Source organism: Bradyrhizobium sp. AUGA SZCCT0176, from assembly GCF_018130145.1.
Taxonomy (GTDB): Bacteria; Pseudomonadota; Alphaproteobacteria; order Rhizobiales; family Xanthobacteraceae; genus Bradyrhizobium.
Genome location: NZ_JAFCMB010000005.1, coordinates 447,819 through 460,518, shown reverse-complemented (window position 1 = coordinate 460,518; position 12,700 = coordinate 447,819). Strand labels below are relative to the sequence as shown.

Annotated in this window: 21 protein-coding genes; all 21 read right to left on the bottom strand. The window is 61.4% G+C overall.

Going from position 1 to position 12,700, the window contains the following annotated elements; all coding sequences use genetic code 11:
* Window positions 1-11: 11 nt before the first annotated feature.
* Window positions 12-545, bottom strand: a complete 534-nt coding sequence (gene rplF / locus JQ600_RS16020) for a 50S ribosomal protein L6 (protein ID WP_192733856.1) — start codon at window positions 543-545, stop codon at window positions 12-14.
* Window positions 546-559: 14 nt separating this feature from the next.
* Entirely contained in the window at window positions 560-958 is a 399-nt protein-coding gene (rpsH, locus tag JQ600_RS16015; RefSeq protein ID WP_192733857.1) for a 30S ribosomal protein S8, read from the bottom strand.
* A gap of 14 nt (window positions 959-972) precedes the next feature.
* Entirely contained in the window at window positions 973-1,278 is a 306-nt protein-coding gene (gene rpsN, locus JQ600_RS16010; RefSeq protein WP_192733858.1) for a 30S ribosomal protein S14, read from the bottom strand.
* 44 nt (window positions 1,279-1,322) lie between these two features.
* On the bottom strand, window positions 1,323-1,880 hold the full coding sequence (rplE, locus tag JQ600_RS16005; RefSeq protein ID WP_212269285.1) for a 50S ribosomal protein L5: 558 nt from the start codon (window positions 1,878-1,880) through the stop codon (window positions 1,323-1,325).
* Window positions 1,873-2,187 carry a 50S ribosomal protein L24 gene (rplX, locus tag JQ600_RS16000; protein WP_212035207.1) on the bottom strand — a complete coding sequence of 105 codons (315 nt, stop codon included), beginning with the start codon at window positions 2,185-2,187 and terminating at the stop codon, window positions 1,873-1,875. Before rplX ends, rplE begins: the two co-directional genes overlap by 8 nt.
* Window positions 2,187-2,555: a 50S ribosomal protein L14 gene (gene rplN, locus JQ600_RS15995; protein WP_011473865.1), complete on the bottom strand. Its 369-nt coding sequence runs from the start codon at window positions 2,553-2,555 to the stop codon at window positions 2,187-2,189. The genes rplX and rplN overlap by 1 nt, the downstream gene beginning before the upstream one ends.
* 80 nt (window positions 2,556-2,635) lie before the next feature.
* A complete protein-coding gene (rpsQ, locus tag JQ600_RS15990; RefSeq protein ID WP_192733861.1) occupies window positions 2,636-2,884 on the bottom strand; it encodes a 30S ribosomal protein S17 in 249 nt (82 codons plus the stop codon).
* Window positions 2,885-2,894: 10 nt separating this feature from the next.
* Window positions 2,895-3,101, bottom strand: a complete 207-nt coding sequence (gene rpmC, locus JQ600_RS15985; RefSeq protein WP_192733862.1) for a 50S ribosomal protein L29 — start codon at window positions 3,099-3,101, stop codon at window positions 2,895-2,897.
* A gap of 5 nt (window positions 3,102-3,106) precedes the next feature.
* Entirely contained in the window at window positions 3,107-3,520 is a 414-nt protein-coding gene (gene rplP, locus JQ600_RS15980; RefSeq protein WP_025588649.1) for a 50S ribosomal protein L16, read from the bottom strand.
* Window positions 3,521-3,550: 30 nt separating this feature from the next.
* Window positions 3,551-4,249, bottom strand: coding sequence for a 30S ribosomal protein S3 (rpsC, locus tag JQ600_RS15975; protein WP_212391706.1), 699 nt, complete (start codon window positions 4,247-4,249; stop codon window positions 3,551-3,553).
* 17 nt (window positions 4,250-4,266) lie between these two features.
* A complete protein-coding gene (gene rplV / locus JQ600_RS15970; RefSeq protein WP_192733864.1) occupies window positions 4,267-4,653 on the bottom strand; it encodes a 50S ribosomal protein L22 in 387 nt (128 codons plus the stop codon).
* Between the two features lie 10 nt (window positions 4,654-4,663).
* On the bottom strand, window positions 4,664-4,942 hold the full coding sequence (gene rpsS, locus JQ600_RS15965; RefSeq protein ID WP_027536815.1) for a 30S ribosomal protein S19: 279 nt from the start codon (window positions 4,940-4,942) through the stop codon (window positions 4,664-4,666).
* A gap of 12 nt (window positions 4,943-4,954) precedes the next feature.
* Window positions 4,955-5,788: a 50S ribosomal protein L2 gene (gene rplB / locus JQ600_RS15960; RefSeq protein WP_212269287.1), complete on the bottom strand. Its 834-nt coding sequence runs from the start codon at window positions 5,786-5,788 to the stop codon at window positions 4,955-4,957.
* Between the two features lie 12 nt (window positions 5,789-5,800).
* Window positions 5,801-6,100 carry a 50S ribosomal protein L23 gene (locus JQ600_RS15955; RefSeq protein ID WP_192733866.1) on the bottom strand — a complete coding sequence of 100 codons (300 nt, stop codon included), beginning with the start codon at window positions 6,098-6,100 and terminating at the stop codon, window positions 5,801-5,803.
* A complete protein-coding gene (rplD, locus tag JQ600_RS15950; RefSeq protein WP_192733867.1) occupies window positions 6,097-6,717 on the bottom strand; it encodes a 50S ribosomal protein L4 in 621 nt (206 codons plus the stop codon). Before rplD ends, JQ600_RS15955 begins: the two co-directional genes overlap by 4 nt.
* A 1-nt stretch (window position 6,718) precedes the next feature.
* Window positions 6,719-7,441, bottom strand: coding sequence for a 50S ribosomal protein L3 (gene rplC, locus JQ600_RS15945; RefSeq protein ID WP_212269288.1), 723 nt, complete (start codon window positions 7,439-7,441; stop codon window positions 6,719-6,721).
* A 53-nt stretch (window positions 7,442-7,494) separates the two neighbouring features.
* Complete coding sequence (gene rpsJ, locus JQ600_RS15940) at window positions 7,495-7,803, bottom strand: 30S ribosomal protein S10 (RefSeq protein ID WP_002712302.1); 309 nt, start codon at window positions 7,801-7,803, stop codon at window positions 7,495-7,497.
* An 89-nt stretch (window positions 7,804-7,892) separates the two neighbouring features.
* Entirely contained in the window at window positions 7,893-9,083 is a 1,191-nt protein-coding gene (gene tuf, locus JQ600_RS15935; protein ID WP_192733869.1) for an elongation factor Tu, read from the bottom strand.
* A gap of 39 nt (window positions 9,084-9,122) precedes the next feature.
* Window positions 9,123-11,195, bottom strand: coding sequence for an elongation factor G (gene fusA / locus JQ600_RS15930; protein WP_212035208.1), 2,073 nt, complete (start codon window positions 11,193-11,195; stop codon window positions 9,123-9,125).
* Between the two features lie 30 nt (window positions 11,196-11,225).
* Entirely contained in the window at window positions 11,226-11,696 is a 471-nt protein-coding gene (gene rpsG, locus JQ600_RS15925) for a 30S ribosomal protein S7 (protein ID WP_192733871.1), read from the bottom strand.
* A gap of 15 nt (window positions 11,697-11,711) precedes the next feature.
* Window positions 11,712-12,083, bottom strand: a complete 372-nt coding sequence (gene rpsL, locus JQ600_RS15920; RefSeq protein WP_057849132.1) for a 30S ribosomal protein S12 — start codon at window positions 12,081-12,083, stop codon at window positions 11,712-11,714.
* Window positions 12,084-12,700: the final 617 nt, after the last annotated feature.

The following is a 12,700-nucleotide window of genomic DNA, read 5'->3' as shown; positions in this document are numbered from 1 at the left end:
GGCCGGCTCCGTTACTTCTTCTTGCCTTCCTTGCGGAAGATGAATTCGTTGGCGTACTTCACGCCCTTGCCCTTGTAGGGCTCCGGCGGACGATAGGCGCGGATTTCGGCCGCAACCTGACCGACGCGCTGGGAATCATTGCCCGTGATCGTGATCTCGGTCGGCTTCGGCACCGCGATGGTGATGCCATCGGGGATCGCGTAGACGACGTCGTGGCTGTAGCCGAGCGCGAGCTGCAGGTTCTTGCCCTGCAGCGCGGCGCGGTAGCCGACGCCGGTGATCTCGAGCTTCTTCTCGAAACCCTTGGTGACGCCCTCGACCAGGTTTGCGACCTGCGCGCGCGCGGTGCCGTACATGGCCTGCGCCCGGTTGGTTTCGAGCTTCGGCGCGACCTTGACCGCGCCGTCCTCGAACTTCACCTCGACGTCGTCATGCACGACGAACTGAAGCTGGCCCTTCGGCCCCTTCATCTTGACGGTCTGCCCTTCGACGGTCGCCGTCACACCGGACGGGATCGGCACGGGCCGTTTGCCAACACGTGACATGCTAGAATCCTTCCTCAGAACACCGTGAAGAGAACTTCGCCGCCCACGTTCGCTTCACGCGCTTCGTGGTCAGCCATGATTCCCTTCGGTGTCGACAAGACCGAAATACCGAGACCGTTGTTCACGCGCGGCAGGTTCTTCACCGAGGCGTAAACCCGACGGCCTGGCTTGGACACCCGCTCGATTTCGCGAATGACCGGCTCGCCGTCGAAATATTTCAGTTCGATCTCGAGTTCGCTGCGGCCGGACGAATGCTCTACGCTGGCGTAGCCGCGGATGTAACCCTCGGACTTCAGCACTTCGAGCACGTTGGCGCGCATCTTCGAGCCCGGGGTCGAAACCTTGGACTTCGAGCGCATCTGCGCGTTGCGGATGCGGGTGATGAGATCGCTGATCGGATCGTGCGTAGACATCTGACGACCCTCCCTTACCAGCTCGACTTCACGAGCCCGGGAACCAGGCCCTTGGAGCCGAGTTCACGCAGCGCGATGCGGCTGAGCTTGTTCTTGCGATAGACCGAACGCGGACGGCCGGTGAGTTCGCAGCGGTTGCGGATGCGCGTCGCCGACGAGTTGCGCGGCATCTCGGCAAGCTTCAGCGTCGCGGCGAAGCGCTCTTCCATCGGCTTGGTCTTGTCGGCGATGATCGCCTTCAGCTTCGCGCGCTGGGGTGCGGCGTTCTTGGTCATCCGCTTGCGCCGGTTGTTCTTCTCGATTGAACTCTTCTTTGCCATGCTTGGCTCCTGGGTTTCCGCGTTTGAGAGGCTTTAACTGCGTCTCACTGCCGGAACGGGAAATTGAAAGCGGTCAACAAGGCGCGCGCCTCGTCGTCGGTCTGCGCCGTGGTGCAAACCGTGATGTCCATGCCGCGGGCTTCCGAAACCTTGTCGAAGTCGATTTCGGGGAAAATGATGTGCTCCTTGAGGCCGAGCGAATAATTGCCGCGGCCGTCGAAGCTCTTCGGATTGAGGCCCCGGAAGTCGCGCACGCGCGGCAGCGCCACGTTCACCAGGCGGTCGATGAACTCGTACATCTTGGTCTTGCGCAGCGTGACCTTGCAGCCGATCGGCTGGTTTTCACGCAGCTTGAAGGTCGCGATCGCGACGCGCGAATAGGTCACGATCGCCTTCTGGCCGGCGATCAGCGACAGGTCGCCAGCTGCGGTCTCGGCCTTCTTGCGGTCGTTGACGGCGTCGCCGACGCCCATGTTGAGGACGACCTTGTCAAGACGCGGCACCTGCATGACGTTGGCATAGCCGAACTGTTCAGTCAGCTTGCTGCGGATGCTCTTGTCATACTCCACGCGCAGGCGCGGCACATAAGCGGTTTCAGCCATCGATCTCTGCTCCCGAGCTCTTGGCAATGCGTACCTTCTTGCCATCAGCCTGAATCTTGAAGCCCACGCGGGTCGGTTTGCCGTCCTTGCCGACATACGCGATGTTGGACAGGTGGATCGGCGCCTCCTTGGAGATGATGCCGCCTTCCTGGGCCTGGGTCTGCTTCTGGTGACGCTTCACCAGGTTGACGCCGCGCACGAGAGCCTTGTTCTCGTCGGGACGAACCTCGAATACTTCGCCGGTACGGCCCTTGTCGCGGCCGTTCAGCACGATGACCTTGTCACCCTTGCGGATCTTGGCAGCCATCACAGCACCTCCGGCGCAAGTGAAATGATCTTCATGTGGTTCTTGGCGCGCAGCTCGCGCGGCACGGGCCCGAAGATACGGGTGCCGACCGGCTCCGACTGATTGTTGATCAGCACGGCGGCGTTGCGGTCGAAGCGGATGACCGAGCCGTCGGCGCGGCGGATGTCCTTGCGGACCCGCACCACGACAGCCTTCATCACGTCGCCCTTCTTCACCTTGCCGCGCGGAATCGCTTCCTTGATCGACACAACGATAACATCGCCCACGGTGGCATAGCGGCGCTTGGAGCCCCCAAGCACCTTGATGCACATGACACGGCGTGCGCCTGAATTATCGGCCACGTCGAGGTTGGTCTGCATCTGAATCATTGATGCACCTCGTCCTCTTTCTGATGCGCTGGAACGCGCTTAAAATTTCCCAAAACCGGTCAGGCTAAGCCCGACCTGCTTCAGGCCGTTTTCTTCTGTTCGCCCCGGACAACCGTCCAGCGCTTCAACTTCGAGATCGGCTTGCTCTCCTCGATCCACACCATGTCGCCCGGCTTGAACTCGTTGTTCTCGTCGTGCGCGTGGTAGTTCTTGGAGCGACGGATCGTCTTCTTGTAGATCGGGTGGGTGAAGCGGCGATCGACGCGCACCACTATCGTCTTGGCTTGCTTGTCGCTCACGACCACGCCCTGAAGGGTTCGTTTCGGCATATCCGGCCTCTTACTTCTTCTTCGCGCGCGCTTGCGCGGCGATGGTCTTGATGCGGGCGATATCGCGGCGGGCTTCACGCAGCCGCGTGGTGTTCTCCAGCTGCCCGGTGGCGCGCTGGAAACGCAGGTTGAAACGCTCTTTCTTCAGGTTGAGGACGGCGTCCTCCCTCTGATCGTCGCTCATCGCGCGAATGTCGGCGGTTTTCATCTCGGCCATGACGGTTACTCCGCAATGCGCGCGACGAAGCGCGTCTTGATCGGCAGCTTGGCGGCGGCGAGCGAGAGCGCTTCCTTTGCGGTCTGCACCGTGACGCCGTCGATCTCGAAAATCACGCGGCCAGGCTTGACCCGGGCCACCCACAGTTCCGGCGTGCCCTTGCCCGAGCCCATGCGGACTTCGGCGGGCTTCTTCGACACCGGCAGGTCCGGAAACACGCGGATCCAGACGCGGCCGGCGCGCTTCATGTGACGGGTCAGCGCGCGGCGTGCGGCTTCGATCTGACGGGCGGTGATGCGCTCGGGCGCCATCGCCTTCAGGCCGAACTGTCCGAACGACAACGTCGCGCCCGAAGTCGCAACGCCGTGGATACGGCCCTTATGCGCCTTCCGGAACTTCGTTTTCTTTGGTTGCATCATGGCTTACGCCCTCAAACCTTCTCTAATGTCTCAAGCAGCGTCGCGACGCGGACGGGTATTGTCGCCTTCGGCCATCTTCTTGTCCTGGGCCATCGGATCGTGCTCGAGGATCTCGCCTTTGAAGATCCAGACCTTGACGCCGCAGGTACCGAATGTCGTGAACGCAGTCGCCACGCCGTAATCGACGTCGGCGCGCAGCGTATGCAAGGGAACGCGACCTTCGCGATACCATTCCATACGCGCGATTTCGGCGCCGCCGAGACGGCCCGAGCAGTTGATACGAATGCCTTCGGCGCCAAGACGCATCGCCGACTGCACCGCGCGCTTCATGGCGCGGCGGAATGCGACGCGACGCTCGAGCTGCTGGGCGATCGATTCGGCGACCAGGGTGGCGTCTAGTTCCGGCTTGCGGATTTCGACGATGTTGATGACGACGTCGGAAGCCGTGATGTCGGCAACTCGCTTGCGCAGCTTGTCGATGTCGGCGCCCTTCTTGCCGATCACGACGCCCGGACGCGCCGAATGGATCGTCACGCGGCACTTCTTGTGCGGACGCTCGATCACGATGCGGGCGACGGCTGCCTGCTTGAGTTCCTTGTGCAGGATCTCACGGATCTTGACGTCCTCATGCAGCAGCTTGCCGTATTCGTTCTTGCCAGCGAACCAACGGGAATCCCACGTACGGTTGATGCCGAGACGCAGTCCGATTGGATTGATTTTTTGACCCATCGTCTTCTCCCGCGCCCTTAAGCGCCAGCCTCGGCCTCGACCTGACGAACCACGATGGTCAGGTGCGAGAACGGTTTGTAGATACGACCCGAACGGCCACGGCCGCGCGGCGAAAAGCGCTTCATCACGATGCCGTTGCCGACATGGGCCTCGGCGACGACCAGATCGTCGACCTCGAGGTCGTGGTTGTTTTCGGCGTTCGCGATCGCCGATTCCAGGCACTTCTTGACGTCGACCGCGATCCGCTTGCGCGAGAACTGCAGGTCGGCCAGTGCCGCAGACGCCTTCCGGCCGCGGATCAGCTGCGCGACAAGATTAAGCTTCTGCGGGCTCACGCGCAGCATCCGGGCCACAGCCTTGGCCTCGTTATCCGCGAGCACTCTTTCGCGCTTTGGTTTGCTCATCGCTTATTCCTCAAGCCTTCTTGGCTTTCTTGTCGCCAGAATGGCCATGGAAGGTACGGGTCGGCGAGAATTCGCCGAACTTGTGACCCACCATTTCCTCGTTGACCGATACCGGCACATGCTTCTGGCCGTTGTAGACACCGAAGACCAGGCCGACGAACTGCGGCAGGATGGTCGAGCGGCGGCTCCAGATCTTGATGACGTCGTGACGGCCGGACGCACGCGCGGCATCTGCTTTCTTGAGCAGAGAGCCTTCGACGAACGGGCCTTTCCAGACTGAACGAACCATGTCCGGCGTTCCTTACTTCTTCCGCTTGTGGCGGCTTAGGAGGATGAATCTGTTGGTCGACTTATTCGAACGGGTCTTCTTGCCCTTGGTCGGCTTGCCCCACGGGGTCACCGGGTGGCGGCCGCCCGAGGTGCGGCCTTCGCCGCCGCCGTGCGGATGGTCGATCGGGTTCATGACGACGCCGCGGTTATGCGGACGCCAGCCCAGCCAGCGGGTACGGCCGGCCTTGCCGATCGAGATGTTCATGTGATCGGGGTTCGACACCGCGCCGATGGTGCCGCGGCAACGGCCGTGCACCAGGCGCTGTTCGCCCGAGTTGAGACGCAGAATGACGTAGTCCTGATCGCGGCCGACGATCTGCGCATAGGTGCCGGCGGAACGTGCGATCTGGCCGCCCTTGCCGATCTTCATCTCGATATTGTGGACGATGGTGCCGACCGGCATGTTGCCGAGCGGCATGACATTGCCGGGCTTCACGTCGACATAGTTGCCGGCAACGACGGTGTCGCCCGCGGCCAGCCGCTGCGGCGCCAGGATATAGGCCTGCTCGCCGTCGGCATACTTGATCAGCGCGATGAACGCGGTGCGGTTCGGATCGTATTCCAGGCGCTCGACGGTCGCGGCTACGTCGACCTTGTCGCGCTTGAAATCGACCATCCGGTAGGCCTTCTTGTGGCCACCGCCACGAAAGCGAACCGTGATACGGCCGGTGTTGTTGCGGCCGCCATTGCTCTGCTTGCCCTCGGTCAACGCCTTGACCGGCTTGCCCTTGTACAGCGCCGAACGGTCGACCATCACCAGCTGGCGCTGGCCCGGCGTCGTCGGATTGTATGTTTTCAATGCCATCGTCGTAACGCCTTATAGTCCGGTGGTGACGTCGATGCGGTGGCCCTCTTCGAGGGTCACGATCGCCCGCTTCACATCCGACTGCGAACCGAAATTACCGCGGAACACCTTGGTCTTGCCCTTGCGGACCAGCGTGTTCACGCTCTTCACCTTGACGTCGAACAGCTTCTCGACGGCTTCCTTGATTTGCGGCTTGGTCGCCTTGGAGGCGACCTTGAACACAACCTTGTTGTGCTCGGACGCTACCGTTGCCTTTTCGGTCACCACCGGGGCAACGATCACGTCGTAATGGCGCGGATCGATATTCTTCATTTGAAGCGCGCCTCCAACGCATCCACCGCCGACTTGGTCAGCACCAGCTTGTGACGGCGCAGAATGTCATAGACGTTGATGCCCTGGATCGGCAGCACGTCGATGTTCGGAATGTTGCGGGCCGCGGTCGCGAAACCGGTGTTGACCTCGGCGCCGTCGATGATCAGCGCATTGGTCAGGCCGAGACCCGAGAAATGCCCGACCAGAGCCTTGGTCTTGGCGGCCTCGAGCGTCGCCGATTCGATCACGATCAGCCCGCCGTCCTTTGCCTTGGCGGAGAGCGCATGGCGAAGTGCCAGTGCGCGCACCTTCTTCGGCAAGGCGAAGGCGTGCGAGCGCACCACCGGACCGAACGCACGGCCACCGCCGCGGAACTGCGGAACGCGGGCCGAACCGTGACGAGCACCGCCGGTGCCCTTCTGCTTGTACATCTTCTTGCCGGTGCGCCAGACATCGGCGCGGCCCTGCGTCTTGTGCGTGCCGGCCTGACGCTTGGCGAGCTGCCAGTTGACGCAGCGCTGGATGATGTCCTTGCGCGGCTCCAGGCCGAAAATCTCATCGGACAGCTGGACCGAACCGGCTTCCTTGCCCTCAAGGGTCGTGACTTTCAGTTCCATCTCACGCGCCCTCCTGCTCGGCCGGCGCTTGAGCCTGCTCGGCGCCGCCGACAACCCTGAACTTGCCGGGCTTCGGAGCTTCCTTCGGCAACGGCTTCTTCACCGCATCACGCACCGAGATCCATCCGCCCTTGGAGCCGGGAACGGCGCCCTCGACGAGGATCAGGCCGCGCTCGACGTCGGTCTGCACAACGCGCAGGTTGAGCGTGGTGATGCGATCGACGCCCATGTGACCGGGCATCTTCTTGTTCTTGAAGGTCTTGCCGGGATCCTGGCGTCCGCCGGTCGAACCGATCGAACGATGCGAAACCGACACACCGTGGGTGGCGCGAAGACCGCCGAAGTTCCAGCGCTTCATGCCGCCGGCAAAACCCTTACCGACCGAGGTGCCGGTGACGTCGACGAACTGGCCGACCACGAAATGGTCCGCCTGAATTTCGGCGCCAACCGGGATCAGCGCGTCCTCGGACACGCGAAACTCGGTGACCTTCCGCTTGGGCTCGACCTTGGACACCGCAAACTGGCCGCGCTCTGCCTTGGGCAGATACACGGTCTTGCGGGTACCGGAACCGAGCTGCAGCGCAACGTAACCGTTCTTCTCGGTCGTGCGGTGGCCCAGAACCTGGCAATTGCCCAGCTTCAGCACGGTCACAGGGATATGTTCACCGGTCTCCGTAAAGACCCGCGTCATCCCGACCTTTTGTGCGATCACTCCGGAGCGCATCGGCGTGCTTCCTGTTCTTTCTGTCCGCTAACTTCGGACGATCTAAAAAAATCTTAGAGCTTGATCTCGACGTCGACACCGGCGGCCAGGTCGAGCTTCATCAAAGCATCGACGGTCTGCGGGGTCGGGTCGACAATGTCGAGAAGGCGCTTGTGGGTGCGCATCTCGAACTGCTCACGGCTCTTCTTGTCGACGTGCGGCGAACGGTTGACGGTGAACTTCTCGATGCGGGTGGGCAGCGGAATGGGTCCGCGAACCTGAGCACCGGTACGTTTCGCCGTGTTCACGATCTCGCGGGTCGACGTATCGAGAATTCGATGGTCGAACGCCTTGAGACGGATGCGAATATTTTGGCCGTTCATTGCCGCTGTCTTTCTTTGTCGTCGTATTTGCGAATGGTGGCTAGCGAGTAGCGAATGATTTCATCCGCCACTCGCCAATTCCTGTTCGCTTACTCAATGATGGCGGAGACGACACCCGAGCCGACGGTGCGGCCACCTTCGCGGATCGCGAAGCGGAGCTTCTCTTCCATCGCGATCGGCACGATCAGGTGCACTTCCATCGCGATGTTGTCGCCCGGCATCACCATTTCGGTGCCTTCGGGCAGATGCACGACGCCGGTCACGTCGGTGGTGCGGAAGTAGAACTGCGGCCGGTAGTTGGTGAAGAACGGGGTGTGACGACCGCCCTCTTCCTTGGTCAGGATGTAAGCCTCAGCCTTGAACTTGGTGTGCGGCTTGACCGAACCCGGCTTGCAGAGCACCTGGCCACGCTCGACTTCCTCGCGCTTGGTACCGCGCAGCAGCGCACCGATGTTGTCGCCGGCCTGGCCCTGATCGAGCAGCTTGCGGAACATTTCGACGCCGGTGACGATGGTCTTCTGGGTATCGCGCAGACCGACGATTTCGATTTCCTCGCCGACCTTGACGATGCCGCGTTCGACACGGCCGGTCACCACGGTGCCGCGGCCCGAGATCGAGAACACGTCTTCGACCGGCATCAGGAACGGCTGGTCAATCGGACGCGCCGGCTGCGGGATGCTTTCGTCGACGGCCTTCATCAGTTCGAGAACTGCGTCGTGGCCGAGCTTCTTGTCCTTGTCTTCGAGGGCGGCGAGAGCCGAACCCTTGATGATCGGGATGGTGTCGCCCGGGAATTCGTACTTCGAGAGCAGTTCGCGGACTTCCATCTCGACCAGTTCGAGCAGCTCCGGATCGTCGACCATGTCGCACTTGTTAAGGAACACGACGAGCGCGGGAACGCCGACCTGACGGGCGAGCAGGATGTGCTCGCGGGTCTGCGGCATCGGGCCGTCGGCGGCCGACACCACCAGGATCGCGCCGTCCATCTGCGCCGCACCGGTGATCATGTTCTTCACGTAGTCGGCGTGGCCCGGGCAATCGACGTGGGCGTAGTGCCGGTTCGCGGTTTCGTATTCGACGTGAGCGGTCGAGATCGTGATGCCGCGCGCCTTTTCTTCGGGCGCCTTGTCGATCTGGTCGTACGCCGTGAACGTCGCACCGCCGGTTTCAGCCAGCACCTTGGTGATCGCTGCGGTCAGCGAAGTCTTGCCATGGTCGACGTGACCGATGGTTCCGATATTGCAGTGCGGTTTGTTACGTTCAAATTTTGCTTTGGCCATTTGACTCTCCGTTTAATCGTTGACTGCCGCCAACGACAATCAGGCAAACTTCTTCTGGACTTCTGCGGACACGTTCGCGGGTGCTTCCGCGTAGTGATCGAATTGCATCGTAAAGGTCGCGCGTCCCTGGCTCATCGAGCGCAGGTTATTCACGTACCCGAACATGTTCATGAGCGGCACCATCGCGTTGATGACGTTGGCGTTGCCGCGCATGTCTTGACCCTGGATCTGGCCGCGCCGCGAATTCAGGTCGCCGATGACCGAACCGGTATAGTCTTCCGGGGTCACCACTTCGACCTTCATGATCGGCTCGAGCAGGACGGACTTGCCCTTCGTCAGCGCTTCGCGGAATGCCGCGCGCGATGCGATTTCGAAGGCCAGCGCCGACGAGTCGACGTCGTGATACTTGCCGTCGACCAGCGTCACCTTGACGTCGACCACCGGGAAGCCGGCGACGACACCCGAGCCCATCACGCTGTTGAGGCCCTTTTCGACGCCGGGGATGTATTCCTTCGGCACCGAACCACCAACAACCTTGGACTCGAACTCGTAGCCCTTGCCGGGCTCGTTCGGCTCGACCACGATCGACACTTCAGCGAACTGACCGGTACCGCCGGTCTGCTTCTTGTGCGTGTACTTGACCTCGGCCTTTTTGGTGACGCGCTCACGGAACGCCACCTGCGGCGCGCCAATGTTCGCATCGACCTTGTAGGTACGGCGCAGGATGTCGACCTTGATGTCGAGATGGAGTTCGCCCATGCCCTTGAGGATGGTCTGGCCGGACTCCTGGTCGGTCGACACGCGGAACGACGGATCTTCCGCAGCGAGCTTCGCAAGCGCGACGCCGAGCTTTTCCTGGTCGGCCTTCGACTTCGGCTCGATCGCGATTTCGATCACCGGCTCCGGGAATTCCATCTTTTCCAGGATCACCTGCTTGTCGGGATCGCACAGCGTGTCACCGGTGCGCGCTTCCTTCAGGCCCGCCAAAGCAACGATGTCGCCGGCATAGGCTTCCTTGATGTCTTCGCGGTTGTTCGCATGCATCAGCAGCATGCGGCCGATACGTTCTTTCTTCTCGCGGGTCGAGTTGACCACGCCGGTACCGCTCATCAGCACACCCGAATAGATGCGGCAGAAGGTGATGGTGCCGACGAACGGGTCGTCCATGATCTTGAACGCGAGCAGAGCCAGCGGCTCCTTGTCGTCGGCCTTGCGGGTGACTTCATTGCCGTCTTCATCGATGCCCTTGATCGCGGGCACGTCGACCGGCGACGGCAGATAGTCCACGACCGCGTCGAGCAGCGGCTGCACGCCCTTGTTCTTGAACGCCGAACCGCACAGCACCGGGAAGAACGCGCCGGTCAGCACGGCCTTGCGGATCATGCGCTTCAAGGTCGCGACATCGGGCTCTTTGCCGTCGAGGTAAGCAGCAAGAACGTCGTCGTCGAGTTCGACGGCGGCTTCCAGCAGCTTCTCGCGATACTCATTGGCCTTCTCGACCATGTCCTCGGGAATATCGATGTCGACGAACTTGGCGTCGAGCTTCTCTTCTTCCCAGACCACGCCCTTCATGCGGACGAGATCGACCAGGCCCTTGAAGTTGTTTTCGGAGCCGATCGGAAGCTGGATCGCAATCGGCTTGGCGCCGAGGCGATCGACAATATCCTGCATGCATTTGTAGAAGTCGGCGCCGGTCTTATCCATCTTGTTGGCGAAGACGATGCGCGGAACGCGGTACTTGTCGCCCTGACGCCAGACGGTTTCGGTTTGGGGTTCAACGCCCTGGTTCGAGTCGAGCACGCATACCGCGCCGTCGAGCACGCGCAGCGAACGCTCGACTTCAATGGTGAAGTCGACGTGGCCGGGAGTGTCGATGATGTTGAGGCGCTTGCCTTCCCAGAACGCGGTGGTCGCAGCCGACGTAATCGTAATGCCGCGCTCCTGCTCCTGCTCCATCCAGTCCATCGTCGCGGCACCTTCGTGCACTTCGCCGATCTTGTGGCTCTTGCCGGTGTAATAAAGGATGCGCTCGGTGGTCGTGGTCTTGCCGGCATCGATATGCGCCATGATACCGAAGTTGCGGTAGTTCTCTATGGCATGAACGCGGGGCATGGGTTGTTCCTTAAAATCCGTGTTTCGCCGTTACCAGCGATAGTGCGAGAAGGCTCGGTTGGCTTCCGCCATCCGGTGCACGTCTTCACGCTTCTTGACGGCGTTCCCCCGGTTGTTCGACGCGTCGAGCAACTCGGCCGAGAGCCGCTCCGTCATGGTCTTCTCGTTGCGATCGCGCGCCGCGGTGATGATCCAGCGAATTCCGAGCGCCTGACGGCGGACGGAACGCACTTCAACCGGCACCTGATAGGTGGCGCCGCCGACGCGGCGCGAACGCACTTCGATGGTCGGCATGACGTTTTCCAGCGCCTGCTCGAACACCGGCAGCGGGCCCTGCTTGGTCTTGGCCTCGATCATGGCGAGCGCGCCGTAGACGATGCTCTCGGCGGCAGACTTCTTGCCGTCGTACATGATCGAATTCATGAACTTCGTAATGATGATGTTCCCGAACTTCGGATCCGGGTTCACTTCACGCTTTTCAGCTGAATGGCGACGAGACATCTTGGCTGTTCCCGCTTACTTCGGACGCTTCGCGCCGTACTTCGAACGACGCTGCTTACGGTTCTTGACGCCCTGGGTATCGAGGACGCCGCGGAGAATGTGGTAGCGCACGCCGGGCAAATCCTTGACGCGGCCGCCGCGGATCATGACCACCGAGTGCTCCTGAAGGTTATGGCCTTCACCCGGGATGTAGCCGATCACTTCGAAGCCGTTGGTCAGGCGCACCTTGGCAACCTTACGAAGCGCCGAGTTCGGCTTCTTCGGGGTCGTGGTATAGACGCGCGTGCAAACGCCGCGCTTCTGCGGCGACTGCTGCAGCGCCGGCACCTTCTTGCGCGACTTCTGCACGGTACGCGGTTTTGCGATCAGCTGGTTGATCGTCGGCATGTCAGCCTTCACCCTTTAGTTCGCGCGAAACCGGAGATGGCTTCGCAAATTCTTCTCGGGACTAGCCGCCCCGTTCGGCCGCCTTGCACGGGAAAAAGACCCACGCAAAACGAAATCGCGCCAACCACTCATTGCTGAGCGGAAAGCGCTTCGACGCCACAGAGGACCGCGACTGGAGGCCGATCAGCGTTCGCTGTTCGGCCTGCTACCGAGGTCATGCATCCGAGTTCACTCTCAAGAGAACGTGCTCAAGAGAACTAAAATCGCACTGGCATTGCCTAGCTATATGATCGACAGCGTTTGAGCGGCATTCGTCGAGGTTGGTGCCCGTCTCAGTCCAGAAGGATTTGGGTCCATAAGGATTTGAAGGGTGTTCCGTTCCGACGCTGGCGACGCTCACCGCCTGTCGTGAAGTGGGGGTCTTCTATAAGCCGTGGGTAGCTAAGTCAAGCGAAACGACAACGCAGGAAACGCCTATGGCACCGGCAGATTCAGAGCTTCGCGTGAATCGGTGCGTACCGAAATTGGCGGCACTCCCCGCTTCTTCGAATCGAACGGTGCCGGCGATTCTCACTTATTTTACCCGGGTAAATATATCCAGAAACATAATTCCCCGG

What these genes read in the sequence shown, in the direction of transcription:
- rpsC (WP_212391706.1), bottom strand. Translation starts at nt 4,249, where the DNA reads ATGGGTCAAAAAATCAATCCAATCGGACTGCGTCTCGGCATCAACCGT.
- rpsJ (WP_002712302.1), bottom strand. Translation starts at nt 7,803, where the DNA reads ATGAACGGCCAAAATATTCGCATCCGTCTCAAGGCGTTCGACCATCGA.
- rplP (WP_025588649.1), bottom strand. Translation starts at nt 3,520, where the DNA reads ATGATGCAACCAAAGAAAACGAAGTTCCGGAAGGCGCATAAGGGCCGT.
- rplN (WP_011473865.1), bottom strand. Translation starts at nt 2,555, where the DNA reads ATGATTCAGATGCAGACCAACCTCGACGTGGCCGATAATTCAGGCGCA.
- JQ600_RS15955 (WP_192733866.1), bottom strand. Translation starts at nt 6,100, where the DNA reads ATGAAGAATATCGATCCGCGCCATTACGACGTGATCGTTGCCCCGGTG.
- rpsH (WP_192733857.1), bottom strand. Translation starts at nt 958, where the DNA reads ATGTCTACGCACGATCCGATCAGCGATCTCATCACCCGCATCCGCAAC.
- rplV (WP_192733864.1), bottom strand. Translation starts at nt 4,653, where the DNA reads ATGAGCAAACCAAAGCGCGAAAGAGTGCTCGCGGATAACGAGGCCAAG.
- rpmC (WP_192733862.1), bottom strand. Translation starts at nt 3,101, where the DNA reads ATGGCCGAGATGAAAACCGCCGACATTCGCGCGATGAGCGACGATCAG.
- rpsS (WP_027536815.1), bottom strand. Translation starts at nt 4,942, where the DNA reads ATGGTTCGTTCAGTCTGGAAAGGCCCGTTCGTCGAAGGCTCTCTGCTC.
- rpsQ (WP_192733861.1), bottom strand. Translation starts at nt 2,884, where the DNA reads ATGCCGAAACGAACCCTTCAGGGCGTGGTCGTGAGCGACAAGCAAGCC.
- rpsN (WP_192733858.1), bottom strand. Translation starts at nt 1,278, where the DNA reads ATGGCAAAGAAGAGTTCAATCGAGAAGAACAACCGGCGCAAGCGGATG.
- fusA (WP_212035208.1), bottom strand. Translation starts at nt 11,195, where the DNA reads ATGCCCCGCGTTCATGCCATAGAGAACTACCGCAACTTCGGTATCATG.
- rpsG (WP_192733871.1), bottom strand. Translation starts at nt 11,696, where the DNA reads ATGTCTCGTCGCCATTCAGCTGAAAAGCGTGAAGTGAACCCGGATCCG.
- rplE (WP_212269285.1), bottom strand. Translation starts at nt 1,880, where the DNA reads ATGGCTGAAACCGCTTATGTGCCGCGCCTGCGCGTGGAGTATGACAAG.
- tuf (WP_192733869.1), bottom strand. Translation starts at nt 9,083, where the DNA reads ATGGCCAAAGCAAAATTTGAACGTAACAAACCGCACTGCAATATCGGA.
- rplB (WP_212269287.1), bottom strand. Translation starts at nt 5,788, where the DNA reads ATGGCATTGAAAACATACAATCCGACGACGCCGGGCCAGCGCCAGCTG.
- rplD (WP_192733867.1), bottom strand. Translation starts at nt 6,717, where the DNA reads ATGGAACTGAAAGTCACGACCCTTGAGGGCAAGGAAGCCGGTTCGGTC.
- rplX (WP_212035207.1), bottom strand. Translation starts at nt 2,187, where the DNA reads ATGGCTGCCAAGATCCGCAAGGGTGACAAGGTCATCGTGCTGAACGGC.
- rplF (WP_192733856.1), bottom strand. Translation starts at nt 545, where the DNA reads ATGTCACGTGTTGGCAAACGGCCCGTGCCGATCCCGTCCGGTGTGACG.
- rpsL (WP_057849132.1), bottom strand. Translation starts at nt 12,083, where the DNA reads ATGCCGACGATCAACCAGCTGATCGCAAAACCGCGTACCGTGCAGAAG.
- rplC (WP_212269288.1), bottom strand. Translation starts at nt 7,441, where the DNA reads ATGCGCTCCGGAGTGATCGCACAAAAGGTCGGGATGACGCGGGTCTTT.